Source organism: Sulfurovum sp. AR (genome assembly GCF_000296775.1).
GTDB lineage: Bacteria > Campylobacterota > Campylobacteria > Campylobacterales > Sulfurovaceae > Sulfurovum > Sulfurovum xiamenensis.
In genome coordinates, this window is record NZ_AJLE01000006.1 from 163,639 (window position 1) to 189,492 (window position 25,854).

The window sequence follows — 25,854 nt, forward strand, 5'->3', positions numbered from 1 at the left end:
ATGGGAATCAGATAAAGTCCTCAAAACTTATAAAGAATAATAGGTCGCACTTTTATGGTGTACCACCAGTGCCGTAGTACTCTGCTCTGGTACGATCTGGAATGTCTCAGAGAGTTCGATACCAAACTCCTCGGGTTTTAACATATCAAACAACTCTCTACTCTGTTCAAGGTCTGGACATGCCGGGTATCCGAACGAATATCTCGCCCCCTGATAACGGTTCATACGCACATCACGTAACGTATTGCCTTCATCGTTCGCAGTGATATTCAGATCCAAACGTATCTGTTTATGTACGACTTCAGCCAATGCCTCAGCCAGTTCAACGGAGAGCCCATGTACCATATTGTACTCCAGGTATTTACCTGCATCGTAAAGCTCTTTTTCATAGGCACTGAATTTCGCACCTGCACTGACACAGGTAAGTGCAATGACATCGTGTCTGTCATGTCTGAAAAAGTCAGAAAGTGCCCGGTGAGGTTTTCTGCCTTGTCTAGGAAAAGAGAATTTCGTGACTGCCCTGCCGATAACCTTGTTTAAAGGTTCACGGTTGGCATTGGCATCGACATTCCACCCTTCACTCTCATCAAACAAGAACAATTCCTGATCATCGCTCCTACAAGGATAATATCCATAGATGATCGTTGGTTCAAAAAGATCTTTTTCGATAAACTCTTTTTTCAAGCGTTCAAAAGCAGGATAGACCGTCTCATCAATGAGCTTTTGATACGCCTCTTTATCCATACCTTTACTCTTATAGCCCCAGTGCATCTTAAAGACAGAACGTGTATTGATCCACTCGTAGATCATGGAGAGATCCAAGTCTTCTTTTTGTAGTACTCTTCTTCCCCAGAATGGCGGTGTAGGTATCTCCACTTTCTCAGGCATCTCTATCTCTTCAAATGGTGGTATCACCACCTCTTTTACTTCTTTCTCTACACGTTCTACCATATCTCCAGCCAGACGTGTATCCAGTCCTACACTTGGGTCTTCATTGAACTTCTCTATACGGCTCATAGCGATCACACCGTCAAATGCATCACGACAGTAGAATATAGGGCCTTTATAGATAGGTCTACAGAAATCATCCACAAAAGAGCGTGTCAGTGCTGCACCACCCAAGAGTACAGGTATCTCCATACCCATCTCGGCCATCGTTTCAAGATTCTCTTTCATCACTGCTGTGGATTTCACCAGGAGACCGCTCATCCCTATAGCCTGTATGGGTTGTTTTTCTATCACATCAAGGTACTCTTGAAGTTCAGTTTTGATCCCTACATTGACCACTTTAAAACCATTATTCGAAAGGATAATGTCTACAAGGTTTTTACCCACATCATGGACATCACCTTTGACTGTACCGATCACCAGTGTGGTATCTGTCTCTTTTTCCTGTTTGGTCAAATAAGGATTGAGGTAATCTACCGTTGTTTTCATCGTCTCAGCACTTTGTAGAACAAAAGGAAGTTGCATCTGTCCTGAACCAAAGAGTTCACCCACCACTTTCATCGCGTCAATAAGAATTTCGTTCACTATCACATCCGGGTGTATCTCATGGCGAGCCTCTTCTACAAGTGGCAGCATACGTTCTTTGTCACCATCCATAAGAAGTTTTTTGATCTTCTCTTCATGACTCATAGCCTCATAGGCTTCATCTGCACCTTCATCTTCTACCACTGCATCTGCAAAATGATCGATGAATTTAAACAATGATTTCTCATCTGGTGTAAAGAGTAATTCTTCACAAATAGCAATATCCTCTGCTGTCATTTTTGCAAGTGGAATGATATGCTTCACATTGATGATCACGGATGTCATACCTGCTTGTACACAGTGATGTAAGAAGACCGAGTTCAGGTAGAATCTCGCATGTTTTTCCAGTCCGAATGAAATATTTGAGAGTCCAAGAGTAGAACCTACCTCAGGATAGATCTCATGTATCTCTTTGATGGCTTCATAGGCATTCTTCCCCGCAAACCTGTCTTCTTCTTCACCCGTACCCACAGTAAAGGCCAGCATATCGAACATGATATTCTGCGGTTCCAGCCCATGTGTGTTCACGGCAAGTTCGTACATGCGTTTAGCCACTGCTACTTTCTTCTCTTTGGTTCTTGCCATCCCCTCTTCATCGATCACAAGACAGACAAGCACAGCCCCATACTTCTTAGCCAATTTACAATAGGTTGCAAAGTTTTCTTCGCCATCTTCAAGGTTCGTTGAGTTAATGATCGGCTTTCCACCGATACACTTCAGTCCCTCTTCTATGGTATTGGGTCGTGTAGCATCTGGCATCAGAGGAAGTGGTATCTTCTGGTTATAGAGCTCCATAACCGCTCTCATATCCTTAGCACCGTCACGCCCTGCAAACTCCACATTGACATCAAGCATATGCGCTCCATCACGTACCTGTGCCTGACCAACAGTAAGTGTACCTTCATAGTCACTGGCCAGAATGAGCTCTCTAAATGCTTTTGACCCCGTCGCATTGGAACGCTCTCCTATCAGTAAAGGAGCCGGTTCTTGGAAAAGTTCTACCGTGTTAAATAGAGATGCCACACTTGGTTTGATACTCCCTGTTGGTTTTTTAGGAATTATCACTTCCGCTTCTTTTTTAAGCGCCTGAATATGCTGAGGCGTAGTACCACAACATCCACCTAAAAAGCTTACTCCATCATACCCTGTAAATTCCAATTGCTTTTCAGTAAATTCATCTGGTCCCATTGGATAGTAGGTGTATCCTCCACGGTTTTGAGGCAGTCCGGCATTCGCATGGATTGAGATAGGTCCATGCCAGAGTTCAGAGAGTGTCTTGAGATGTTTTTTTACCTGATCCGGTCCAGTACCACAGTTAAATCCAAGCGATAATATATCAAACGGTTCAAGGATGGTAACTATCGTCTCGGCATTGGTACCTATGAGCATGGTTCCACTGAGTTCGATCGTGACAGAAACCATGATAGGAAGCTGAACTTCTCTCTCATCATTTGCATCCTGACAGGCATGAAGTGCTGCTTTGATCTGTAGAGGATCCTGACAGGTTTCCAAAAGGAAAACATCACATCCCCCATCAATAAGTCCAAGCGCAACAAGTTTATACCCCTCATACATCTCATCATAATGAATATGCCCTAGAGAAGGAAGCTTTGTTCCAGGTCCTATAGAACCTAAGACAAACTTCGGTGACTCCTCAGTACCGTACTCATTACATACCTCTTTGACGAGCTGCGCACCTTTTTTAGAAAGTTCATAGGCCCGTTCACCCATATCATATTCATCAAGTACCCATGGCATAGTACCAAATGTATTTGTCTTTAATAGATCGGCACCCGCCATAGCATAACGCTTATGTATACGTCCTATAAGTTCCGGTGCTGTATCATTCAATAACTCATTACACCCCTCTTGAGAAATACCTTTGTCATCCAACCATGCGTCAGCCGGAACTTTAAGGTCTTGTATCTGTGTACCCATTGCACCATCGATGACGAGTATACGCTCTTGTAAAAGTGATTTGATTGTTTCTGTAATAGACAAAAAACGCCCCTTTATCATAATTCTGTAATTGTAGCAAAGTATGAAGAAAATATGATTAAATCTTGGTCGTAAGGTAGTGTATTATGTCCATATAAGCTATAGATAGATACTATATAATGTATCATAATATAAGGCTAAACTCATTGTGAAGTGAGGGCAGAAAGTTATGGGTCTCAATGCAGATCGCCAAACTGCCAAATGTATTTGATCTGCATTTGTACTTCATTGTGTCCTATAAACCTTTAATACAACATATCTATTGTCCATGGAGAAAAAATGGGAAAAACAGTTAAAAATATTATTACCGGTCAAGAGATCACAAAACCAGATCCTATAGATGTAGAAGTACCATTTGATGGTGGTGTAATGATCACGGAGACAGATCCGGCAGGTATCATCACTTATGCCAATCGTAAATTTCGTGAACTTACCGGGTATACGAAAGAAGAACTCATTGGAGCACCACACAGCATAAACAGACATCCGGATATGCCAAAAGCAGCGTTCAAAGAGTTATGGGAAACAATCAAAGGTGGAAACTACTGGGAAGGTTTTGTCAAAAATATGACAAGCGAAGGTAAATATTACAATGTGGTTGTATGGATCAAACCTAAATTGGATGATGATGGCAATCTCATCGGATATATCGCAGGAAGAAAGATCCCAGATAAAGACCTTATGCAAAGAGCTTTTGACAAATACAAGGTCATGAAGAATGATGAAGTGTAGTTAATGGGGCAACCCATTAACCAAAAAGTATATCAAAGGCTATAAAGCCTTTTTTGCCTCTTGCAATGCCGCGATCACTGCATCGATATTTGCTTTAGGAATATGCACTTTCCAATCCGGCTCTTCAGCACCTGCCTGCAGTGAAATACCGATACTTGCTACACTTTCACTCTTTGGGCCATAAGGTTCTGCTACTGTCGTAATCGTGATCTTCCCATCTTTTGTACCACTCAAACCCATTTCATCTATTTTTGTCACTGTGCCACTCATATCTTCTCCTTTAAATTTTTAATATCAATGATTATATTACAATGACTTAACTATTTTTTACCTTTGAGCAAACCCATCATTTTGGCCTGCAGACGTAACCACATTTTATGATCAATCGCAGGGAAACCAGCATAGGTTTTACCCCCTTCAAGGGACTTGGTCACACCACCTTTTCCTGCGATGATTGCGAAGGCACCCACTTCCAAATGTCCCGCAGTGGCACTTTGTCCACCCATGACTACATTTCTGCCTAAAGTCGTAGAACCTGCAAGACCCACTTGGGCAGCACAAAGGGTGTGTTCACCCACATCACAGTTATGTGCGATCTGTATCAGATTATCCAGTTTGGTGCCTTTACGTATATAGGTGGTACCAAACACAGCTCTGTCTATGGCACAGTTTGCACCGATCTCTACATCATCTTCTACAACCACATTACCATTCTGATAGATCTTCACATGTTCACCAAGCTTTGTATGTGCAAAACCGTACCCATCACAACCAATGACCGTACCACTATGAATGATACACTCAGAACCAATTTTTGTATGATGATAGAGGGTTACATTGGGATGCAATAATGTTCCGGAACCAACAGTCACATTATCTCCAAGATAACAACCGGGTAAGATAGTCACGTTATCTCCAAGTGTCACATTTTTACCAAAAGAGACGCTCTTATCTATATCACATCCCTTCCCTACTGTAGGTTCTGATGAACCACTCTCAAGTTTATGTGCAAAAAATTTAGAGGCAAGTGCCAGTTTAAGATACGCTTCATCTGTGACCAGTGCGATCGTTCCGGAAGGCAGCAATCCAGCATGCTTTTCATCGATCAATACAGCAGCAGCCTTGGTATCTGCCAATTGTGAAGCATATTTACTGTCCGAAAAAAAACTGAGTTGTGTGGAAGTAGCTTCACTTAAGGTATGTATCCCTTCGATAGTGATATCCTCACCATGAAAATCTACACCGATATGTTCTGTTATTTGAGAGAGTGTGTAAGTCATAAAGTGGTCCTTTTAACTTAAAGTAGATGTCACTCTCCTGTAAGCAAGGAGAGTGATAGAGGTAGAATAATTTTTATCTTTCTATGGCAACCACACCGCCGCGTACTATCTCATAAGGATTGTAGCGTTGAGCTGCCTCTATAAAATGCTGAATACGTACAGGTTCGTCTGCAACCATGGCAATGATCATTTCTTTACCCACATTGGCGATGCCACCATTATAGGCTGCACACAATGCTCCGATATCACTTAAGTGTTCGGTAATAGGGAACTTCACCAATACCATCTCTTTTTCAACCATCTCTTCATGCTCTATAACCTTATAGACGGGTATGAGTTTATGCAGTTGTTTCGTGATCTGTTCCATCACTTTAGGAGAACCATTCGTTTCGATCGTAATATGTGACATTTCACTATCGGGTATTGGTGCCACAGTGAGTGATGCGATGTTATAGCCACGCGCTGCAAAAAGTGATGTCACACGTGCAAGTACAGAACTCTCATTCAATACGATAACGGAAATAACACGTCTTTCATTCATAGCATTTTCCATTATTTCTCTCCTTTTTGCGGTAACATCATATTAAACAGTGCTCCTCCAGCTGGTACCATAGGAAGTACATTTTCAAAACGGTTCACGGCAACATTCATGAAACATACTTTGTCCTGTGCTATAGCGTCTTTGATCGCTGCGTCAAACTCTTCTTTCGTGGTAACATCATACCCGATCCCGCCACATGCCTCGGCCAAGGCTTTCCAGTTTGGCTGGAATGTCAGGTCTGTCTCAGAGTAGCGTTTCTCATAGAAGAACGTCTGCCACTGTCTAACCATCCCTAAGAAATGGTTATTGAGTATCAGGTTGATGACCGGTATTTTATACTCAGCCGCTGTTACAAGTTCTTGCATATTCATCAAAATTGAACCGTCACCTGTGACATTGATCACTGTTTTATCCGGGAAGGCTCTTTTCGCACCCAATGCTGCAGGGAAACCAAAGCCCATAGTTCCCAATCCACCGGAATTGATCCACTGGCGCGGTCTGTCAAACGGGTAATGCTGTGCTGCCCACATTTGGTGCTGTCCAACATCTGAAGTAATGATGGCATTTTCACCTACCAGTTCACCGATACGTTCTATGGCCCATTGCGGTTTAATGACATCATCAGAATCAACATAAGATTGAGGGTGAAGCTCATCATAGCGTTTGAGTATCTCTCTCCATGCCTGGAATCTGTCCGTATCTATACCATCAAGAAGCGGTAACATCGCTTCAAGTACTTCTGTTACATCACCTACTATAGGATAGTCAACATCCACAAGTTTACCAATATTCGCTGCATCAATGTCTACATGGATAATGTCTGCATATTTGGCAAACTCAGAAAGTTTACCTGTAACCCTGTCATCAAATCTGGCACCAAGAGAGATTACCAGGTCTGTTTCTGACATTGCCATATTGGATGCATAGTTCCCATGCATCCCCAACATACCAAGAAGCAATGGATTCTTTGCACCCATTACACCTCTTGCCATCAATGTTTCAACGGTAGGGATCTGTGTTTTTTCAGCCAATTCACGTACAAGGTCACTTGCATTTGAAAGTACAGCTCCACCCCCGATATAAAGCAAAGGCTTCTTTGCTTTTTTCATCGCTTCAACCGCTTTTTCTATCTGCTTTTTGTTTCCTTTGTATGTTGGCTTATACGTAGGAATATTGACAGAATCAGGATACACGAACTCACCGATATCTACGGTAATATCTTTAGGAATGTCGATAAGTACCGGTCCTGGTCGTCCAGAACGCGCGATATAAAATGCTTCTTTCAGTAAACGCGGAAGTTCTTCCAACGAACGTACCAGAAAGTTATGTTTTGTACATGGTCTGGATATACCTACAGCATCTATCTCTTGAAACCCGTCTGTACCGATCAGCGATAAAGGCACCTGTCCAGAGATAACAACCATAGGAATTGAATCCATATAGGCTGTTGCAAGCCCAGTGACAGCGTTTGTAAATCCTGGCCCGCTTGTCACCATTGCAACACCTACTTCACCTGTAGCTCTTGCATAACCATCTGCTGCGTGAACCGCTGCCTGTTCGTGACGGTTCAAGATATGCTCAAACCCTTCTTGTTTGTAAATTTCATCATAAACGTGCATGATCGCTCCGCCGGGATAACCAAATACGGTCTTAACACCCTCAGCGATGATCGCTTCACACACCATTTGTGCACCACTCATTTGCATGGTCTACACTCCATTTAAATTTTTTTTGATTATATCTAAAAAAGATTAGAGTTTAATGGGTCTCGTGCCCGCAAGCTTCTATGGCCACACCCTCGCGCAGACCATCATCTATCACAATGCAACTTCCAAACCCCAATAATGTAAAGAGTTGTTTATAGATAAGTATACCTGCAGCAATCAGATCAGAACGTCCGGTACCTACAGCGATCTCTCTCTTTTCAAATGGCATAGAGAGTAATTTTTTCAAGTAAAAGTCTAACTCATCTATCTCAAGAGAGATACCGTTGATCTTTGATGCATCATAGGTTTCATAGTTTTGTCCGAGTTTCATCGCAGCTACGGTAGTGGGTGTACCGGCTGTGGCTACGAAAGTATTGACTTTACCTTTTTTCTCATAAAGATGGTTACAAAATCGTTGCATCTCAGCCATCTCTTCAGGAAGGACTTTGTCTATGTTTTCCAATGTTTCATGGGTTTGTGCAATAGTTACAATCCCTAAAGGAAAACTTTTAGAGATCGTTTCATCTCCATAATGGAAGATAAGTTCGGTAGAACCTCCACCTATATCAATCAGTACAAAACTCTCTGAAGTATCTTGTAATACAGAGAGTCTATGCTTTACTGCAAGTAAAGTGAGTCTTGCTTCTTCTTCACCCGAAATGATATCAAAATGCACCCCTGTCTCTTTTTGGATCTGAAAGAGGACTTCCTCTGAATTTTCTGCTCTACGTACAGCTTCTGTTGTCACAGCCCTTACTACAGAAGAAGAGAAATCGATCTGTTCTTGTGCTTCCTGTATGCCTGAGATGACCCTTTTTACAGCCTCGTCATTGATCAACCCATACTGCGCTAGACCATCTGCCGTCTTCACGATCTTTTCAAATTCAGCTATCTGTCTGCCCGTGCTACATTCATACTCCAATACACGTAAAGTATTTGAACCTAGATCTATCGCTATCATTAATGCTCTTCTTTAAAAGCAAACCCACCCTCTTTGAGTTGCTCTCTTATCTGTTCCTGATGCTCCACACCTTTGGTTTCCAAGGAGACAGAGACATTTGCATCACCGAATTCCAGATCTATAGAGGTTCTATCATACCCTATCTGTACAATGTTCGCTCCTACTTTTGTGAGTATCTCGGTTAATGCCTGTAACGCCCCCGGTTTATCTACAAGTGTAACAAGCAGTTTCATCTTACGTGCAGACTTCATCAATCCTTTTTCGATGATCAGAGAAAGCATTGTCACATCAATGTTTCCTCCACTCAGTACCACAGCCACTTTTGAACCTTTAGGCAAGTCTATCTTTCCATGTAAAAGGGCAGCAACACCTACGGCACCTGCCCCCTCTACCAACACTTTTTGTTTTTCTAACAAAAAAAGTATGGCAGCAGCGATCTCATCTTCACCCACTGTCTCAAACACATCTACATTTTTTAGAATATACTCTAAAGTGATCGGTGACGTATCTCTTACGGCGATACCATCAGCGATCGTCCTTACCGAAGTCGTATCTATAGGTGTCTTTGCATCATAAGACTGTTTCATCGCAGGTGCTCCTGCTGAAGAGATACCGATGATCTTGCACTTAGGATTCAGTGCCTTACTTGCTACAGACATACCTGAGATCAGTCCCCCTCCACCTACGCATATAACCATAGCATCAAGATCTTTCATCTCTTCAATTATCTCAAGTGCAACTGTACCTTGACCTGACATGACTTCATCATCTTCAAAAGGGTGTACAAATGTATAGTTGTTCTCTTCCCCGAATTTGACGGCATAGGCATAGGCTTCATCATAGTTAGAGCCATGAAGTATCACATTGGCACCAAACTCTTTCACGCCCATCACTTTCGTAAGCGGTGTGGATTCTGGCATGACAATGGTTGCTTCGATACCAAAGTGTTTTGCTGAAAAAGCCACACCCTGTGCATGGTTACCCGCAGATGAAGCAACAACGCCACCTCTGTCACCTGCTTCTATCAAAGAAGCAATTTTATTAAATGCTCCTCTGAGTTTAAATGCACCGGTACGTTGAAGATTCTCTTTTTTAAGGTACACTTCATAGCCACTCATTTGGCTTAAAATAGGGGCATACGAAAAGGGTGTACGGTGTACAACATCCGATACTCTTTCATAGGCTTTTTGGATACTTTTTAAGTCTAACATTATCTTTCCTAGCTATTATATTGTCCGAAGTATATCAAAATTAAGGATAAAGCATGGAATGTGAAATGCCGCTGGTCAACTCTAATCGTGAAGAGATGAAAGAAATCTTTGAAAGTGTCAAGACGATCGCGATCCTTGGTCTTTCACCAGATGAAAGCAAGGCAAGTAATATGGTTGCAAGATATCTTAAAAATGCAGGGTATAAAATAGTCCCTGTATATCCCAAAGAAGAGAAGATATTAGGGGAAAAAGTCTACCGTTCACTTGAAGATATCCCTTTTGAAATTGATATGGTGAATATCTTTAGAAAACCCAGTGCATTTGATGCGATTGCAGATGCTTGCATTAGAAGAGGTGACGTTAAAGTATTTTGGGGTCAACTTGGACTAGTGAACAATGCTGCAGCACAAAAAGCTAAAGAGGCAGGAATGAAAGTGGTACAGAATTACTGTAGTAAAATTGAACATCAAGCCTTAATCGCATAACTTGGACCACTATGAAAAAAACACTTTTAATCATACTTACGTTACTTGGTACAGTTGTGCTTCAGGCAGAACTTTTCACAGATCATTTTGAAAATGGTGTGGTCAAATCACAGATTGAATATCTAAAAGGTACAAGAACAGAAACTGCAGAGGGCGTCAAAGATGGACTAGAAAAGGTCTATTATAATACCGGTCAACTGGCATTTGAAGTGAAAAATGTTAAAGGATTAAGAGAGGGACCGCTCAATTGGTATGACAGAGAAGGAAACCATCTTGAAGTGATCCATTATCGAAAAGGTAAACGCCATGGCATCAATCAAATATTTTATGCTGACGGTACACTGCGTATAGAGGTCAATTATATTAATGATCAAAAAGAGGGTTCAGAGAAGTACTACTTCAGTACAGGTAAACTCGCCTCTGAAGTCACGTTTAAAAACGGCAAAAAAGAGGGGTTACAAAAAGAGTATAATGAGGACGGAATACTCGACAACGATGTTATGTATAGACATGGATATAAAGAGGGTGAAAAACGATGGTATGACAAAGATGGGAAAGTGACCAGAATGGAACTTTATAAAATGGACAGGCCTATCAATATCATGAAAAAAGTACAAGCTAAAAAACCCGATACGACCATTGAAGCACTTCATGGTTTAGATTTTAACCCGAACAATAGAAAAGTCAAATAGTACCAGGGAGACAGACTCTGCTATACTGAGATACAAAAGTACCGTTAAGCAGTAAACTGTACCTCTCATACATCCTTTAACCTATAACAATAAACATTCATAGGATCAAATGGATGCATACACATTTTTCCTCTGTAAACTGACGTACTTATTACCCCATTAAAACCTCATATTCTCATAGTTATTCGAAAAAATTATAATAAATATTCTTAGGAAAAATAATAATCATTTATTATATTAGAAGATTTGTATTTTTACGATAATTTAAAGTTTTATTAACAACACACATGCAAAAATAAAAAGTAATCAATTTTTAAAAGGAGACTAAAATGATTTCAAAAATTCTAAAAAGCACAGTAACCTTGTCACTTCTTTCTACTGCTGCTTTTTCTGCCGCTGATTATGACAAAACGCCGCCGTTTTCGATGGATAAATTAGAGGCAGTAAAAATAAAAGGGAAAACTGCCTATCAACCCAAAGCAGACTATAGCATGTTTGTAAACTATGAACTTGGTATGCACTGTGTTGGTTTTGATATGAGCTACTGCTGTGTCATCCCTCCATACAACTCCATACAGTCACAAGCGATCAGAGTAGGAAAAGGGAGCAGCCTTCCTAAGCTTATGACACCCAATGACAATGTCAAACTTTTTGCCTATACCAGAGACAACTCATACTCTGAAGGGAATAAAATGAAGTACTGGATGGTAGCGAAAGATGCCGATGGGGATGGGCACCTTGATAGTCCGGGTGATAATGTTGCCAACTATGTATGGACACACCTCTTTATCTATAAAGATCTTGAAGGTACCATGCCTGCAGGTGTCACAGAAAAAGACAGACTTAGAGTAGGTCGTCAGATCCAGGTCAAAGTGGATCATGGTCCTTCCGGTGCACCTATGACCGGGTATATGACCTATGCCGGTAAAGATGGCGGTAATGTTGTGATGACCGATACCCTCGTGCCTCCAGTAAAAGATGTTAAACTTGTCCTAACTGCTTCACACTTATGGGATGCACTGGGTCTGCCTTTAACAGCATTCAACGATAGTACAAGAAAAGGTTCACTTCGTACGGTCACAGAAAGAGATTTCCAACCCTTCCAGTACTCCACTGTTGAACTTCATACAGATGCAGGACAGCAGATAAAACAGCCTGATGGAAGCGCGGTTTCTTACTTCGGTACAAACCCGGTGGATATTCCTAACTGTTATTCCTGTCACTCACGTACCGGTAAAGCCGCTCAAATGGCCAGAGATGAAGGTCTTAAACAAGGAGATCAAGAGTATGACTACTGGAAATCCTACCCTGATACATCCGAGTATATGGCAAGACTTTCTGAAGGTTCTATCAACATCCTTTCACTCCACGATAAGCATCATGGTACGACATTTCTTTCAGACTATCGTCCGGATGCGCCTGCACAGCGTTTAGGTAAAGTCGGTTTTGTAAATTGTACAGACTGTCACGGGGATAATGTTTCTGGGAACCTACAAGAGCCAAGAGTAACGGCTAGCGGTTACAAAACGGTGAAAGCAAAACCTCTTTCAGAAGCAGTACACGGATTCCACCTTGCCATGGTGCCTATGCCTGATGCAGCTGGTAGATCACAATCATGTCAATCCTGTCACCCAACACACTTCCAAAACCCTAATATGAATGATGACACGAACCCGTTCCGTGTAACAGACAGATATGGTGAAGCAAGATTCTCTAAAGGTGATATCAGAAAGTCTGGTGGTGGATGTTATGTAAGACGTGATGCACACTCCAACCCTAATGCAAAACCTCCATTCTTCCTTAATGCTTATGGGAAATGGCAGCTTGAGAACGTTGCGACCAAAGATGAGCATGGCAAAGATGCTGGTGAACTTCGAGGTCTATACTGTACGAACTGTCACACGAAAGTGGCGCAAGCACTCTATGCTGCAGATGACTTGACCAATGATTCCAAACAAGAGGGGAAAACACTTAGAAACAAATCTCTTAAAGAAATGGTAGCAGGTATCACAGGTGGAGACATGAAGAAATTTGCTTCCTGGGCAGACCCTAAATCAGCTGGTGAGAAGGATGAAGTCCTTAGTTACTACACAGATCACAAGTCTGCAACATTGGTTAAAAATGTAGGTAAAGACGGTAAACTCGATCTCAAGCCTTGGAACCATAAAACAGGTGGAGATGTACCATATTCAGCAGCTTCTGCTGGTAACGACTGGTGGTTGTCCGCTTCTGAACCTCACTGTGCGGATTGTCACTTAGCACCGTTTGTTGAGCAGGATACCGGTGGTAAATACTTCCCGATCGATCAGCCTAACAAATATTCACTCTATAGATACTCTAAAGCACATGGTAACCTTGCATGTCAAACGTGTCATGAGTCGACGCATGGTCTTTATTCTACAAGATATGACGGTGATGAAAGATCCGTAGATGTGACAACACACCAGCAAGCACTTCAGTATAGTCCTGATGGTAAATATACCGGACCAGTGACCTGTACTGCATGTCACACCGTCAATAATAATGGGGTACCTGTTCAACTTGAAGGAACGGAATATGCAAATGACTATTGGGCTTCAGTTACATTGGCTCACTTCATGAGAGAAGGAGACCAAAAACTTTCAGTCAAAGAATTGGTGAAAAAATACCCTTATAAAAAATCTGCACAAATCGTGAAAGAGGGTTGGAAGTAATTTCCATTCTCTTTGAACTTACTATGAAGATAGTAAGTTCCATTGCCCTTCTTCATTGAAGGGTTGCTTCTCTATTCTCTATTTCTATGCATCATACAATTTTCAGAAACAAAATATATCCTCTATCTCTGTTTAAGACTTCACTTCACTCTTTATTACTATTTTTGAGTCCTATCATAATATTGCGGGTATAAATGATAAACCCAAAAAGTTGTCCTAGAAGCAAAACAGGATCTTTTCTGAAAATGGCATAACTTAATATCATGAATGAACCGGTCAGACTTAACATCCAAAAACCAAGTGGGAGATGAGATATTTTCATACGTTCTGAGTAGATCCACTGGTAAACAAATCTAAACGTAAAAAGAATTTGTCCGATGCTTCCCCAGAGTAAAAGAAACAAAGGGATATCCTCATTTTTAAAGAGACGATGCATATCGATCACGTTATTGTTGTAGGCATAAAGAACAATAAATAGAGGGAAAAACCATAAAAAGATTTGTAAAAAATAAGGGATCTTTCTCCAAGATCCTTGAAGCTGCATATTTCTTATATAGATAAAATAGGTGATTGACTGTCCCAACATGATAGCAAAGTCATCACGTAACCACCCATATACAAAGAGTAAAAAAGAGGCCATAAGGCTCAATTCCCAAAAGAGTTCCGGGGTGAGTACTTTTTTCACTTTTTCTGACTGTATCCATTGTACAAGAAGACGTGCCGAAAAAAGAATTTGTGCACTGAATCCTATAACATAGACAAAGAGTCCATACGAGAGCCATCCACTACTCATACACTAGGATTACTTTCTTCAACTTTATAGGTAATATATCTGCTTTTCATCCAGCGGTAGGCAAAGGCATCTTGAAGAGGCTTAATGGAACGATTAAAGATATTAAATTTTGATACCCCTGCCGTTCGTTCAAAATGTTGAACGCTTTTTTGCTGTATCTGACCGCCTTGAAGTTTGATCAAAGCAGGAATAAAACGATGCATCCCGTCAAAAAAAGGTATTTTTTTTGCCACATCAGTTTTCATGACCTTCAGAGGGCATCCGGTATCGATCACGCCATCATCGATCAAGGCACGTCTGATAGAGTTGGCAAAAGAGGACTGTACTTTCTTACTTAACGTATCTTTTCGTTTACCCCTAAATCCAATAACTGCCTCATACTGGTCTATCTCTTCAAGGAGTAGATCAAAATCAAACGGTGTGGTTTGCAGATCTGCATCGATATACCCGACAAGCTCTGTATCACACACATCAATCCCTGCTTTAATAGCCGTACTCAATCCATAGTTTTTATCGAATTTTATATAGCTGAAATCATCTTTTTTACAAATTTCCATTATTTTCTCAAAACTGCCATCCGTAGAGCCGTCATCGACAAATATGACCTTACTTTTGGTGTTACTGTGAGCAAAATATTCTGTAAAAACAGCCTCTATCCTATCTAGATTGTCCACTTCATTGTAGACAGGTACAATGATACTCATTCTATAGTTACTTTTCATATCATACTATTTCCATATGTTTTTTAATGTAGATTCCCAATATTATAACGTACTATAATATAAAAGCTCTCAATGATTTTCCAGGCATATATATTTACTACTTTTATGGAGGATTTTTATGGATCTTCACATAGGATAGAGATAAAATTTCAACCATTGAGAATGATGTTAAAGAGAATAAGGATATACTTTTCGTCACATACACCATCATACGTTTTAGACTCAAGACAGAGTTCATTCTATCTCAAAAAGTTAAAACGATATGTATTTTATCTCTATCTCTACTGAAGGAAAAAAGTACAAGTCATGATAAAACATCTCTCCATTCCCTTTTTCATACTTATCCTGGTGGCAGCTATCGGCATCTATTTTCGTCCTATTTGGATCATCGATGAAACACGTTATCTAAGTGTCGCATGGGAGATGTGGGATAAAAGCTCCTTTTTGGTTCCACTACTCAATGGTGAACCTTACCACCACAAACCTCCATTTATATTTTGGTTGGTGCATTTGAACTGGTCACTTTTTGGTGTGAATGAAACCACTGTACGTTTCATACCTATGTTATTTGGTTTTGGGACACTGGTACTGGCCTATAGACTCTATCTTGCACTCTGGAAAGAAGATCTTCAAGGTGCCCAGAACACCCTTTTGATCTTGGCAGGTACCTTGATATTTACTTTTTACAATTCACTGTTTATGTTTGATATCATATTGACATTTTGGGTATTTCTCGGTGTTTTGGGTATCGTACAGGCTATACAAAAACAGACCCCTCTCTCCTTTGGTTTTATCTCACTTTCATTTGGCTTTGGCATACTGACCAAAGGACCGGTTATTTTAGTCCACTTGCTTCCACTCTTAATACTGGCATCCTATTGGAATGCTCAAAAAATAGATAAACGTGTATATCTTAAATTTTTCTTAGCATTTTTAGGGGGTGTTGTCATTGCACTTTGCTGGGCGATCCCTGCAGGTATCGCAGGTGGTGAAGCCTATCAACATGCTATTTTTTGGGGGCAGACAGCCGATAGGATGGTCAACTCTTTTGCACACCAAAGAGCTATTTGGTGGTATCTTGCTCTATTACCATTACTCCTTTTCCCATGGTCGTTCCATAAGGCATTCTATACTTCATTCAAACAGATCACGATGGATCACGGGTTGAAAATGCTGTTGATCTGGATGTTCTTTGCACTGCTGATATTTTCATTTATCAGCGGCAAACAGGTGCATTATATCTTACCCGAAATCGCTGCATTTTCCCTCTTTGCTTCAAGGGTTCTCACGACTACTGATCCTGACATGAAAGGCTATACAAAGTCTCTAGGGTATACCTACCTTTTCTTTGCTATAGTATTTGCCATTGCACCTTTTGTTGCACCAAAATCCATCACATTTCCTGTGGATCACACTGCTTTTCTGCTGTCGGCATTTTTACTGTTCGTTCTTGGATTCTATCTGTTAAAAAAGCATTTCAATCTGCAACACAATGCCATAAAGGCTATGGCATTAAGTATCATAGTGGCTGTTTTTGCCGTACATTTTTCCATTCACAATTTTTTAGCCGCACAAGATATTTCGGACTTTTCACGAACAATATCATCGTTGCAACAAAAAGGTATACCAGTAGCACAAGATAAAAAATACCATGATCAGTTTCATTTTTTAGGAAGACTCCATGATCCTATCATCGTCTTATCAGGTAAACAAAAGATCTCTAAGTTCATAAAAAAGCATCCAGATGGCATGATCATTACCTACCGTAAGAAAAAGCATATGCATAAGATAGATCAAGATCTTATTACTGAAAAGACAAGCTTCAAAGGCAAATACGCCATCCTCATCAAGGCTGCTCTCTACGACAACCTAGATCGTGCACCTTGAATCACACTGATCTCTTCTTCAAAAATACACCACTCTCCACATGCTCCGTATGTGGGAACTGATCAAACATCGCTGCTTCAATCACATCATGTGTTTTGGTCAGTGTTGCAAGATCTCTTGCAAGTGTTTCAGGGTTACATGAGATATAGATAATATTTTCTATATTTGAAATAAGCGCTATGGTCCCCTCATCCAATCCTGCTCTTGGCGGATCTACCAAAACCGTACTGAAGTTATAACTTTTCAGATCTATCCCTTTCAGTCTGGAAAACTCTCTTACCCCATTCAAAGCTTCTGTCATCTCTTCTGATGCTAGTCTTGCAAAAGTGATATTGTCAATAGCGTTGAGCGCACAATTCTCCAGTGCTGCATGAATGGATCGTTTACTGATCTCTGTGGCCAATACTCTATCAAAGTAATGAGAGAGAGGCAGTGTGAAGTTCCCCAGACCGCAGTAACTCTCTAAGAAATCCCCATACCCTACCGTTTTGGCTTGCTTAATGGCCCACGCAATCATTTTGACATTCACAGCAGGGTTTGGCTGGGTAAAACCGCTTTCATACTGTACATAAGTGAATGTTTGACCCTCTATATCCAACGTTTCTGTAACGAATTCATTCGAAAGGATCACTTTTTGTTTACGGCTACGCCCCATGATCTTACAGTTGAGTTCTGCTTCAAGTTTCTTGGCCTCAGCACTCCACACATCATCAAGTCTTCTGTGATACAACATCGTGATAAGACATTCATCGGTAGTCGTTGCCAAAAATTCCACGGCAAAAAGACGCTGCTTCAACACATCTGTCGATGCATTGATCTTTTCAAGCAGCTTCCACATACGTTTTTCTATAGCTTCGATGACTTTGGGACACTCTTCTACAGTGATCGCAGCATTTTTCTCGATGTTCCCCATGGCATAATCACATCTCTCACTCTCATGCCAGATACGGAACTCTGCTCGGGCCCTATAATGGTCGGAAGGCGAATTAAAAACCTCTAAGTCACCCTGATAAAAAGGCTCCAAAAGCCCGGAAACCCACTGCTGTTTCTGCTTTAATTGTTCCTCATAGCCTATCTCATAGAGTCCGCAGGAACCACAACTTCCAAAATGTTTACAATTCAAACTTCATACCTTTAATTTGCATTGGATATAATCACAATAATATTATAATTTCGTAATTTTACCCAAAAGGTCCAAAATGTCTATAAGTGTTGTCATACTCGCAGCAGGTCAAGGTACAAGAATGAAGTCCACGACCCCCAAAGTACTTCATGAAATCTCCGGAAAACCTATGCTCTTCCATGCCATTGATGCCGCACAGAAGATCTCTGATGATATCACTGTGGTACTCTACCATCAGGCGGAACGGATCCAAGAAACCATAGAGGCATACTACAGCGGTATACATTTTCACATGCAGGATTCCGTACAGTTTCCAGGTACGGGTGGGGCTATGAAAGGTGTCACGGTCAAACACTCTAAAGCATTGATACTCAATGGTGATATGCCGCTCGTCACGATGTCTGCACTGGAGTCACTGATGCAGGGAGATGCTGACATCAATATGTCTGTGATCAAACTGGACAATCCTACGGGCTATGGACGTGTCGTCATCAACCAAGGTAATGTCGTGGAGATCGTAGAAGAAAAGGACTGCATTCCTGCACAAAAAGAGATACAGACTGTCAACGCAGGTGTCTACTGCGTCAAAAAAGAATTACTGGAACGCTACATCCCGCATCTCAATAACGATAATGCCCAAAAAGAGTACTACCTAACAGATATCATCAAGATGGCAGTAGATGAGGGGAAGATCGTCCACCCTGTCATGGTGGATGAAGAGGAGTTCAAAGGGGTGAATTCCAAGCTCGATCTGGCACATGCAGAAGAGATCATGCAAAGACGTATCAAAACAGAGTGGATGAAAGCCGGTGTCTCTATGCGTTTGCCTGAGACCATTTACATTGATTCACGTGCCACTTTTGAAGGTGAGTGTATCTTGGAAAATGGTGTCAGCATCCAGGGTGCTGCGTATATTATTGCTTCACATATTAAAACGCACTCTGTCATAGAAGATGCACATATAGAGAATTCCGATGTCGGTCCTATGGGAAGGGTAAGGCCGCATTCAACACTCATTGATACACATATCGGTAACTTTGTTGAAGTAAAAAAATCCACACTGACAGGAGTCAAAGCCGGACACCTCTCCTACATGGGAGATGCAACTATAGATGCAGGTACGAACATCGGTGCAGGTGTCATTACCTGTAATTACGATGGAAAGAACAAATACCCAACCAAGATCGGTAAAAATGTCTTTGTGGGTTCTGATACACAACTTGTCGCACCGGTGACCATAGAAGATGATGTGATGATAGCAGCAGGAAGTACCATCAACAAAAACGTTGCACAAGGTGAGCTTGCCATCTCTAGAGCACCGCTAAGAACGGTGAAAAATTTCTTTTATAAATTTTTCGGAGACAAATAATATGCAAATTGATCTAACGGGTAAATCAATACTCTTAGGCGTTACTGGCAGTATCTCTGCCTATAAGGCCTGTGAGATCGCCCGCCTATTTGTCAAAGCAGGTGCAGAGGTACATGTAGTCATGAGCCCCTCTGCCGAGCGTTTTGTCTCTGCACTCACATTTGAGGCCCTGACACGTAATCCTGTGTTAACAGAGAAGAGTGAATCTTGGGCCAGTGAGCTCAATCATATAGAGTTGGGTAAAAAGTGTGATGTGTTTGTTATCGCCCCAGCCACAGCTAATACCATTAACAAAATTGCACAGGGTATCGCGGATAATATTTTAACGCAAACGGCATTGGCATTTAAAGATAAGATTCTCATCGCTCCTGCAGCCAATACACAGATGCTAGCAAAAACTGCTACCTGTAATGCCCTTGCCTTTTTACAGGAGAATAATTATACGATGATCAATCCCCAGGATAAACTCCTTGCCTGTGGAGATGTGGGATCTGGTGCACTGGCAGAACCGACTGAGGTATTTTTTGAAGTCGCCAAAGCACTATATCGTGATCCATTTTGGGAAAACAGATCTATCATCGTGACAGGTGGAGGTACGCGAGAAAAGCTGGATGAAGTACGCTATATATCAAACTTCTCATCAGGGAAAATGGCCAAAGCACTCTCTGTCGCACTCTATTTGAGAGGTGCGGATGTTTCGTATATCTCTACGATGGGATTCGATGACCTGCCCTCTGCCATTACAACCATAGAAGCTAACGATGCACAAGATATTTTAGAGTCCACGCAGCACGCTATTCAAAAAGTCACAGCAGAAAGCAGCCACAAGATGAAAATACCTTATCTTTTTATGGTAGCAGCGATTGCAGACTTTACACCTAAAGCGCCGCAAAGTGGTAAACTAAAAAAATCCATGCTTGGCGATACGTGGAATATTGAACTCAAGCAGACTACTGATGTACTGGCTTCGATCGACAAAAATGCTATCAAAACGGTGGGATTTAAAGCTGAAATGGATACACAGGAAGGATTAAACAATGCCATAGCCCTTTTAGAAAAAAAAGGTGTGGATGCAGTGTGCTACAACCTTTTAAAAGATGCCAAAAGCTTTGGTGGTAATGAAAATGAAATCACCTTTATTACCAAGGAAACACAAGTTTCTCTAGGTCGTGCAGATAAACTCACGCTCTCTACTAAGATACTAGATGAATCCAAAAAACTTATCAATGAAGAAGAGACTAATGTCTGAAAATACAATAAAACATCTTGCTATCATTATGGATGGTAATGGAAGATGGGCAAAAGAGCGTGGTCTGAAACGTACCAAAGGACATGAAGCAGGGGCAGAGATCATTCGTGATATTACGATGTACTGCGCGAAACACCCAAGTATAGAGACCGCTACATTTTACGCTTTTAGTACCGAAAACTGGAAACGTCCTAAACTTGAGGTGGAATACCTCATGAAACTGCTTAACCGATATCTCCAAAAAGAACTGGAAACTTATCAATCACATAATATCCGTTTTCAAGCTATTGGCAATATTGAAGCCTTTAGCAAGTCTTTACAGGATCGTATTAAAACAACGGAAGAACTCACCAAAAACAATACCAGTCTTACACAGGTGCTTGCATTAAATTACGGTGGTCGTGCAGAAATAACCTCTGCGGTCAATAGCCTTATTGCAGAAGGTAAGACAAGTGTAACAGAAGAGGATATCTCTGGAGCATTGCAGACACCGTACAGCGATATAGATCTGCTGATCCGTACCAGTGGGGAAGAACGTATTTCCAACTTCCTGTTGTGGCAGATCTCTTATAGTGAACTCTATTTCACCCCTACACTCTGGCCTGATTTTTCAAGTAAAGAGTTGCAGAAAATTATAGAAAATTTTGAACAACGTAATAGACGTTTTGGAGGTATTAAATGATAGAAACAGTGACAGGCATCCTGGTTTTTATATTTGGCATTATGATAGGATCTTTTTTGAATGTAGTCATCTACCGTATACCAAAAGGTGAAAGTATTGTTTTCCCCGCATCCAAATGCCAAAGCTGCCAAACCCCGCTTAAGTGGTATCATAATATCCCTCTCTTTTCATGGATAGTCCTGTGTGGTAAATGCGGTTTTTGTAAAGAGAAGATATCTGCACAGTACCCGATCGTTGAATTCCTGACAGGTATTATTTTTATAGCACTCTATTTCAAACTAGGATTGGTCTGGTACCTGCCTTTTATTGCTGCTTCATTTGCCGCACTGCTTGCGCTTGTGATGATAGATTTCAAATATATGGCAGTCCCGGACAATGTAAACTTTGCAGCACTCATTTTTGCCCTTGTACAACCTGAATTTCTGATGGCACTTCTCTATGCAAGCATTGCTGCGGGTGGACTTTACCTGATAGGCCTGTTCTCATCACTGATCGCAAGAAAGCAAGCGATGGGTGGTGCAGATGTCATTGTTGCTGGAACCATGGGTGCACTGCTTGGATTCCCAAACTTTTTTGTTGCACTCTTCCTCTCTGCCCTGTTAGCCATGATCCCTGCACTGATATGGAGAGATAAAGGCGTACCTTTCGTACCTTTCTTAGCTTTAGCTACCTTTATTGTATATCTCTATGATGTACAAGCCACACAACTCTTGGAAACAATCATTTATGGTTAATGTCAAAGGCTATATATCATCAAACTTTACCAAGTCATTTTTGATGATATTCCTGCCATTTTTCATTATTATATCTCTCGTATTTTTTGTCAAAATATCAGCACTGACCTCCAAAATACAGATCAGTTTTGCAGAATTGATCCTCCTTTACAGTTATTCTATACCAGAAATTATTTTTTATACGATACCCCTCTCTTTTGTCGCCGCCTTGGCAAATGTACTGATCAATCTCTCTCAGGGCAATGAACTTATTGCCCTCTATGCACTCGGACTGAAAGCAAAAAAGATACTCAGCAGTCTGCTGCTGCTCGGTCTTCTTTTTTCACTCCTATTGGCCAGTATCTCTTTTCTAGCTATGCCATTGAGTAAACAATTCTATAAAGCCTTCAAAGAAGAGAAAAAAAATGAAGCAAAACTGAACATCATTCCTGGTGAACTGGGTCAAAAATTTGGAGACTATTATATGTATGTCAAAGAGAAAACAGGGGATACTTTTCATGATATTGTCATCTATAACCATACAAATAAAGCAGATGAACAGTTCTTTTCATCTCAAACAGGTCACATCAATAACAATGAAAATCTGACTTCTCTACTTCTGCATAAGGGATATGGATATACCTATGCAAAAACAAAATTACAACAGGCAGAATATGAAACCATGGAAGTTTTTGACAGGTCTAAAAGCCAAGGATTTCAATTTCAAAGTATCCTCTCCTATTGGAGTGAAGGGAAAGAAAGCAGAGAGAAGGTAATGCATAGAATCCTATTTTATGTTTTCACAAGCCTTATTCCTTTGCTTTCAGTCTATCTTGTTGCTTCTTTTACCATGATCAATCCTCGTTATCAACAAAACCGTTCATTTCTTATCATCTTTGTCACGACACTGTTCTTCTATGTCATCGCGTCGTCTTTAGAAAAATGGGGAAATCCTCTTATCTTGGTCCTTACTATCAGTGCTGTTACCATACTAGGTCAATGGCTCTTTAAAAAACGTGTAGCCAAGTACTTCTAAGGGGCTTTCTATGCGTGTAAAAGCTGTGATCAGTTATGATGGAAGTCCCTATCAGGGCTTTCAAAAACAAAAATCTACCAAAATGACCATTACTGCTGCTATAGAGAAGGCACTTGCCTCTTTACAGATAGATTCACCTATCGTTGGAAGTGGAAGAACAGATTCCGGCGTACATGCTACCGGTCAGGTCATACACTTTGACCTACCGGATTTCTGGAGCGACCTGGAGAAACTCAAACATAATTTAAACCGAAAATTGACGGATATCTCTTTCAAACATATCTCGGTTGCAGCCAATGATTTTCATGCACGTTTCAGTGCGAAAAAAAGAGTCTACCGTTATGTATTTAAAACACACAAACCTTCTGTTTTTGAACATAAATATATTTCATATTATGAAGCATTCGATCCTGCTCTATTGATCAATGCACTCAAAATATTTGAGGGCGAACATGATTTTAATTTCTTTCATAAGACAGGTACGATTACACATACTACTATCCGGAAGATCTATCGTACCGATTATGTCGAACGTAACGGATATCACTTTATCTATTTTCAAGCCAATGGCTTTTTACGCTCTCAGGTACGTATGATGGTGGATGCGGCGATGCGTTGTGCCAGGGGGGATATGAGTATCACACAACTTCAAGAACAACTCACATGCCAAAAAAAACATACCACCAAACTTGCTCCTCCGGAAGGACTTTATCTTTCAAGAATTGTCTATGGATGACCCTTTTCTTTTTCTATCTACAATTTTTTGTTAGAATGTCATAACAATACAGCAAGGATATACCTTTTGAAGAAACTCTTTATTTTTACCGCCATATTATGCTTTTCTCATGCGAATAACGAAATGGAAGCACTCTACCTGCAAAATGGATGCAATGGATGTCATGGAATGTATGGAGAAGGTATGGGTGCATCCCCCAGACTGCAAGGGGTAAGGGAAGAGGTATTATTGAGAAGACTTAAAGATCTACAAAAGGGAAAGACCCGTTCTGCTTTTGGTACGATCATGGTATCATTTGCCAAAGCACTTGATCAAAATCAAACCATAGAGATGGCAAAGTATCTATCAAATCTGGAAACAAAAGTGGATGATGAGCGTTATGAAATAGAGTATACACCCGCCGGAGATGGCGGATCATAAGATAAAAGATGGCTACTTAATGTGTAGCAATTTCCGGTTGTACCATCTCTTCTGGCATGCCTTCTACTTGTAGTGTTTCCACTTCTTTTTTCACTTCAGTTTCAACAGGCGTAGTCTCTACAGCTGTTTCTGCTTCAGTCTGAGTAGTGTTTGTTTCTATGTTCTCTTCTTTCTCTGTTTCTACTGAAGCTTTCATCTCTTCGAGTTCTTCTATCGTTTCATCAAGTTCTTCTTGCACATCAAAGAGTTCATCATCGAGTACTTTAACTTGTGCAACATTTAGCCCATGTTTGTACACAAGTTCTCCACCCTCTTCACCTTGTTCAAAAATACCTGCAACAAATACGATAAGAATGAAGATATATATGACTCTTATAATACTTTTATCTGTAAGCATGGAGATTAATTTGAAAAGTAAAAGAACCCCTGAGGCCAACATCAGGTAGGTCCCTAAATTTTTGTGCGCAGCAAGAGCTTCTTTAGCCGCATCATTCAATGTAGGGTAAGCTTCGCTTCCATCCACCAGTCCTGTAAAATATGCGCCAATCGCTGCGAACACAGTGAAAAGAATCAAAAAGAAAGACATACCGCTGATTGCTTTCTTTCTCAACACTAAATTGACAAGCTCCAACAAGAGGATCACAACTGGTAGAGCGATCACGAAATGGTCTACGACAGGGTGCCATAAAACAGGGATATCAAACGGAAATTCTACTTTTGGTAATGAGATAGCTGGTAATTGCATACTATTCTCCTTTTCTAATATATTTTTGAGAGGTTAAAAGCTCTCTGATGGTACGCACTAAAGCTTTGGTATATACTCAAGATTATAGTGATTGATTATAACACAAATGCATTAAAAGGGCTTAACTACTACCATAATCACAATAAATATCATAAGCAGGGTCGGTATTTCATTATAGATCCTGAAGTATTTGCTGCTTTTATAGTGTGGATCATCGATCAGTGTTCTTCGAATACTCTCTAAAGAGAAGTGATAGGCTATAAGAAACGCAAGAAGCAGCAATTTGGCATGCATCCATCCGCCACTTGAGAAAATGCCTGAATTCAGATAAAGCATAAACGCACCGGAGATGATCGTTGCCCACATAGCCGGCACACCTATATATTTAAAGAGTTTATACTCTTGTATCTCCACAATATCTGTAAATGCTTTCGTATCAGCATTTTCACGATGATAGATAAACAATCTCGGCAGATAAAACAACATCGCCATCCAAGAGACAAAGCTCATCACGTGAAATGCCAAGATCCAACTATAATATGCCATA

General features: G+C 40.8%; 24 protein-coding genes and 1 riboswitch. Of the genes, 12 read left to right on the plus strand and 12 right to left on the minus strand.

Annotated elements, in window-relative coordinates; translation table 11 throughout:
• Positions 1-27: 27 nt before the first annotated feature.
• Positions 28-3,534, minus strand: coding sequence for a methionine synthase (metH, locus tag SULAR_RS05920; RefSeq protein ID WP_008243974.1), 3,507 nt, complete (start codon positions 3,532-3,534; stop codon positions 28-30).
• 123 nt (positions 3,535-3,657) lie between these two features.
• Positions 3,658-3,733, plus strand: a riboswitch (cyclic di-GMP riboswitch).
• A 77-nt stretch (positions 3,734-3,810) separates the two neighbouring features.
• Here metH and SULAR_RS05925 point away from each other — a divergent pair.
• Complete coding sequence (locus SULAR_RS05925; protein WP_008243975.1) at positions 3,811-4,263, plus strand: PAS domain-containing protein; 453 nt, start codon at positions 3,811-3,813, stop codon at positions 4,261-4,263.
• Between the two features lie 39 nt (positions 4,264-4,302).
• Here SULAR_RS05925 and SULAR_RS05930 read toward each other — a convergent pair whose 3' ends face one another.
• From SULAR_RS05930 to ilvA, 6 genes are all read right to left on the minus strand, one after another.
• Entirely contained in the window at positions 4,303-4,533 is a 231-nt protein-coding gene (locus SULAR_RS05930) for a hypothetical protein (RefSeq protein ID WP_008243976.1), read from the minus strand.
• Between the two features lie 50 nt (positions 4,534-4,583).
• A complete protein-coding gene (lpxD, locus tag SULAR_RS05935; RefSeq protein ID WP_008243977.1) occupies positions 4,584-5,543 on the minus strand; it encodes a UDP-3-O-(3-hydroxymyristoyl)glucosamine N-acyltransferase in 960 nt (319 codons plus the stop codon).
• Between the two features lie 73 nt (positions 5,544-5,616).
• A complete protein-coding gene (gene ilvN, locus SULAR_RS05940) occupies positions 5,617-6,096 on the minus strand; it encodes an acetolactate synthase small subunit (RefSeq protein ID WP_008243979.1) in 480 nt (159 codons plus the stop codon).
• A complete protein-coding gene (locus tag SULAR_RS05945) occupies positions 6,096-7,790 on the minus strand; it encodes an acetolactate synthase large subunit (RefSeq protein ID WP_008243981.1) in 1,695 nt (564 codons plus the stop codon). Before SULAR_RS05945 ends, ilvN begins: the two co-directional genes overlap by 1 nt.
• A 52-nt stretch (positions 7,791-7,842) precedes the next feature.
• A complete protein-coding gene (locus SULAR_RS05950; protein ID WP_008243983.1) occupies positions 7,843-8,751 on the minus strand; it encodes a phosphatase in 909 nt (302 codons plus the stop codon).
• On the minus strand, positions 8,751-9,962 hold the full coding sequence (gene ilvA / locus SULAR_RS05955; protein ID WP_008243985.1) for a threonine ammonia-lyase: 1,212 nt from the start codon (positions 9,960-9,962) through the stop codon (positions 8,751-8,753). Before ilvA ends, SULAR_RS05950 begins: the two co-directional genes overlap by 1 nt.
• A 53-nt stretch (positions 9,963-10,015) precedes the next feature.
• On the opposite strand from ilvA, the gene SULAR_RS05960 reads away from it, so the two are divergent.
• The 3 genes from SULAR_RS05960 (at position 10,016) to SULAR_RS05970 (ending at position 13,832) form a co-directional block, all read left to right on the plus strand.
• Positions 10,016-10,447: a CoA-binding protein gene (locus SULAR_RS05960; protein ID WP_008243987.1), complete on the plus strand. Its 432-nt coding sequence runs from the start codon at positions 10,016-10,018 to the stop codon at positions 10,445-10,447.
• Between the two features lie 11 nt (positions 10,448-10,458).
• Positions 10,459-11,139, plus strand: coding sequence for a toxin-antitoxin system YwqK family antitoxin (locus tag SULAR_RS05965; protein WP_008243989.1), 681 nt, complete (start codon positions 10,459-10,461; stop codon positions 11,137-11,139).
• Positions 11,140-11,468: 329 nt separating this feature from the next.
• Complete coding sequence (locus tag SULAR_RS05970) at positions 11,469-13,832, plus strand: hypothetical protein (RefSeq protein WP_008243991.1); 2,364 nt, start codon at positions 11,469-11,471, stop codon at positions 13,830-13,832.
• 145 nt (positions 13,833-13,977) lie between these two features.
• Here the strand turns inward: SULAR_RS05970 and SULAR_RS05975 are convergent, their stop codons facing one another.
• Positions 13,978-14,625: a lipid-A-disaccharide synthase N-terminal domain-containing protein gene (locus tag SULAR_RS05975; RefSeq protein WP_008243994.1), complete on the minus strand. Its 648-nt coding sequence runs from the start codon at positions 14,623-14,625 to the stop codon at positions 13,978-13,980.
• On the minus strand, positions 14,622-15,347 hold the full coding sequence (locus SULAR_RS05980) for a glycosyltransferase (RefSeq protein ID WP_008243996.1): 726 nt from the start codon (positions 15,345-15,347) through the stop codon (positions 14,622-14,624). Before SULAR_RS05980 ends, SULAR_RS05975 begins: the two co-directional genes overlap by 4 nt.
• A gap of 306 nt (positions 15,348-15,653) precedes the next feature.
• Between SULAR_RS05980 and SULAR_RS05985 the strand changes: the two genes are divergently transcribed.
• A complete protein-coding gene (locus SULAR_RS05985; protein WP_008243998.1) occupies positions 15,654-17,234 on the plus strand; it encodes a glycosyltransferase family 39 protein in 1,581 nt (526 codons plus the stop codon).
• A 1-nt stretch (position 17,235) separates the two neighbouring features.
• Here SULAR_RS05985 and trmA read toward each other — a convergent pair whose 3' ends face one another.
• Positions 17,236-18,357, minus strand: coding sequence for a tRNA (uridine(54)-C5)-methyltransferase TrmA (gene trmA, locus SULAR_RS05990; protein WP_008244006.1), 1,122 nt, complete (start codon positions 18,355-18,357; stop codon positions 17,236-17,238).
• A 76-nt stretch (positions 18,358-18,433) separates the two neighbouring features.
• Here trmA and glmU point away from each other — a divergent pair, with 76 nt between their 5' ends.
• The 7 genes from glmU (at position 18,434) to SULAR_RS06025 (ending at position 24,562) form a co-directional block, all read left to right on the plus strand.
• Positions 18,434-19,726 (plus strand): bifunctional UDP-N-acetylglucosamine diphosphorylase/glucosamine-1-phosphate N-acetyltransferase GlmU, encoded by a 1,293-nt coding sequence (gene glmU, locus SULAR_RS05995; protein ID WP_008244008.1) that lies wholly within the window; start codon positions 18,434-18,436, stop codon positions 19,724-19,726.
• A 1-nt stretch (position 19,727) separates the two neighbouring features.
• Positions 19,728-20,975, plus strand: coding sequence for a bifunctional phosphopantothenoylcysteine decarboxylase/phosphopantothenate--cysteine ligase CoaBC (gene coaBC / locus SULAR_RS06000; RefSeq protein ID WP_008244010.1), 1,248 nt, complete (start codon positions 19,728-19,730; stop codon positions 20,973-20,975).
• Entirely contained in the window at positions 20,968-21,657 is a 690-nt protein-coding gene (locus tag SULAR_RS06005; RefSeq protein ID WP_008244011.1) for a di-trans,poly-cis-decaprenylcistransferase, read from the plus strand. Before coaBC ends, SULAR_RS06005 begins: the two co-directional genes overlap by 8 nt.
• Positions 21,654-22,391, plus strand: coding sequence for an A24 family peptidase (locus SULAR_RS06010; RefSeq protein WP_008244013.1), 738 nt, complete (start codon positions 21,654-21,656; stop codon positions 22,389-22,391). The genes SULAR_RS06005 and SULAR_RS06010 overlap by 4 nt, the downstream gene beginning before the upstream one ends.
• Entirely contained in the window at positions 22,384-23,406 is a 1,023-nt protein-coding gene (locus tag SULAR_RS06015; protein WP_008244015.1) for an LptF/LptG family permease, read from the plus strand. Before SULAR_RS06010 ends, SULAR_RS06015 begins: the two co-directional genes overlap by 8 nt.
• Positions 23,407-23,416: 10 nt before the next feature.
• Positions 23,417-24,142, plus strand: coding sequence for a tRNA pseudouridine(38-40) synthase TruA (gene truA, locus SULAR_RS06020; RefSeq protein ID WP_008244017.1), 726 nt, complete (start codon positions 23,417-23,419; stop codon positions 24,140-24,142).
• Positions 24,143-24,208: 66 nt separating this feature from the next.
• Positions 24,209-24,562, plus strand: a complete 354-nt coding sequence (locus tag SULAR_RS06025) for a c-type cytochrome (protein WP_008244019.1) — start codon at positions 24,209-24,211, stop codon at positions 24,560-24,562.
• 16 nt (positions 24,563-24,578) lie between these two features.
• Here the strand turns inward: SULAR_RS06025 and SULAR_RS06030 are convergent, their stop codons facing one another.
• Positions 24,579-25,307 (minus strand): DUF2231 domain-containing protein, encoded by a 729-nt coding sequence (locus SULAR_RS06030; RefSeq protein WP_008244021.1) that lies wholly within the window; start codon positions 25,305-25,307, stop codon positions 24,579-24,581.
• A 111-nt stretch (positions 25,308-25,418) separates the two neighbouring features.
• Entirely contained in the window at positions 25,419-25,853 is a 435-nt protein-coding gene (gene hemJ / locus SULAR_RS06035) for a protoporphyrinogen oxidase HemJ (RefSeq protein WP_038000202.1), read from the minus strand.
• Between the last annotated feature and the right edge of the window lies 1 nt (position 25,854).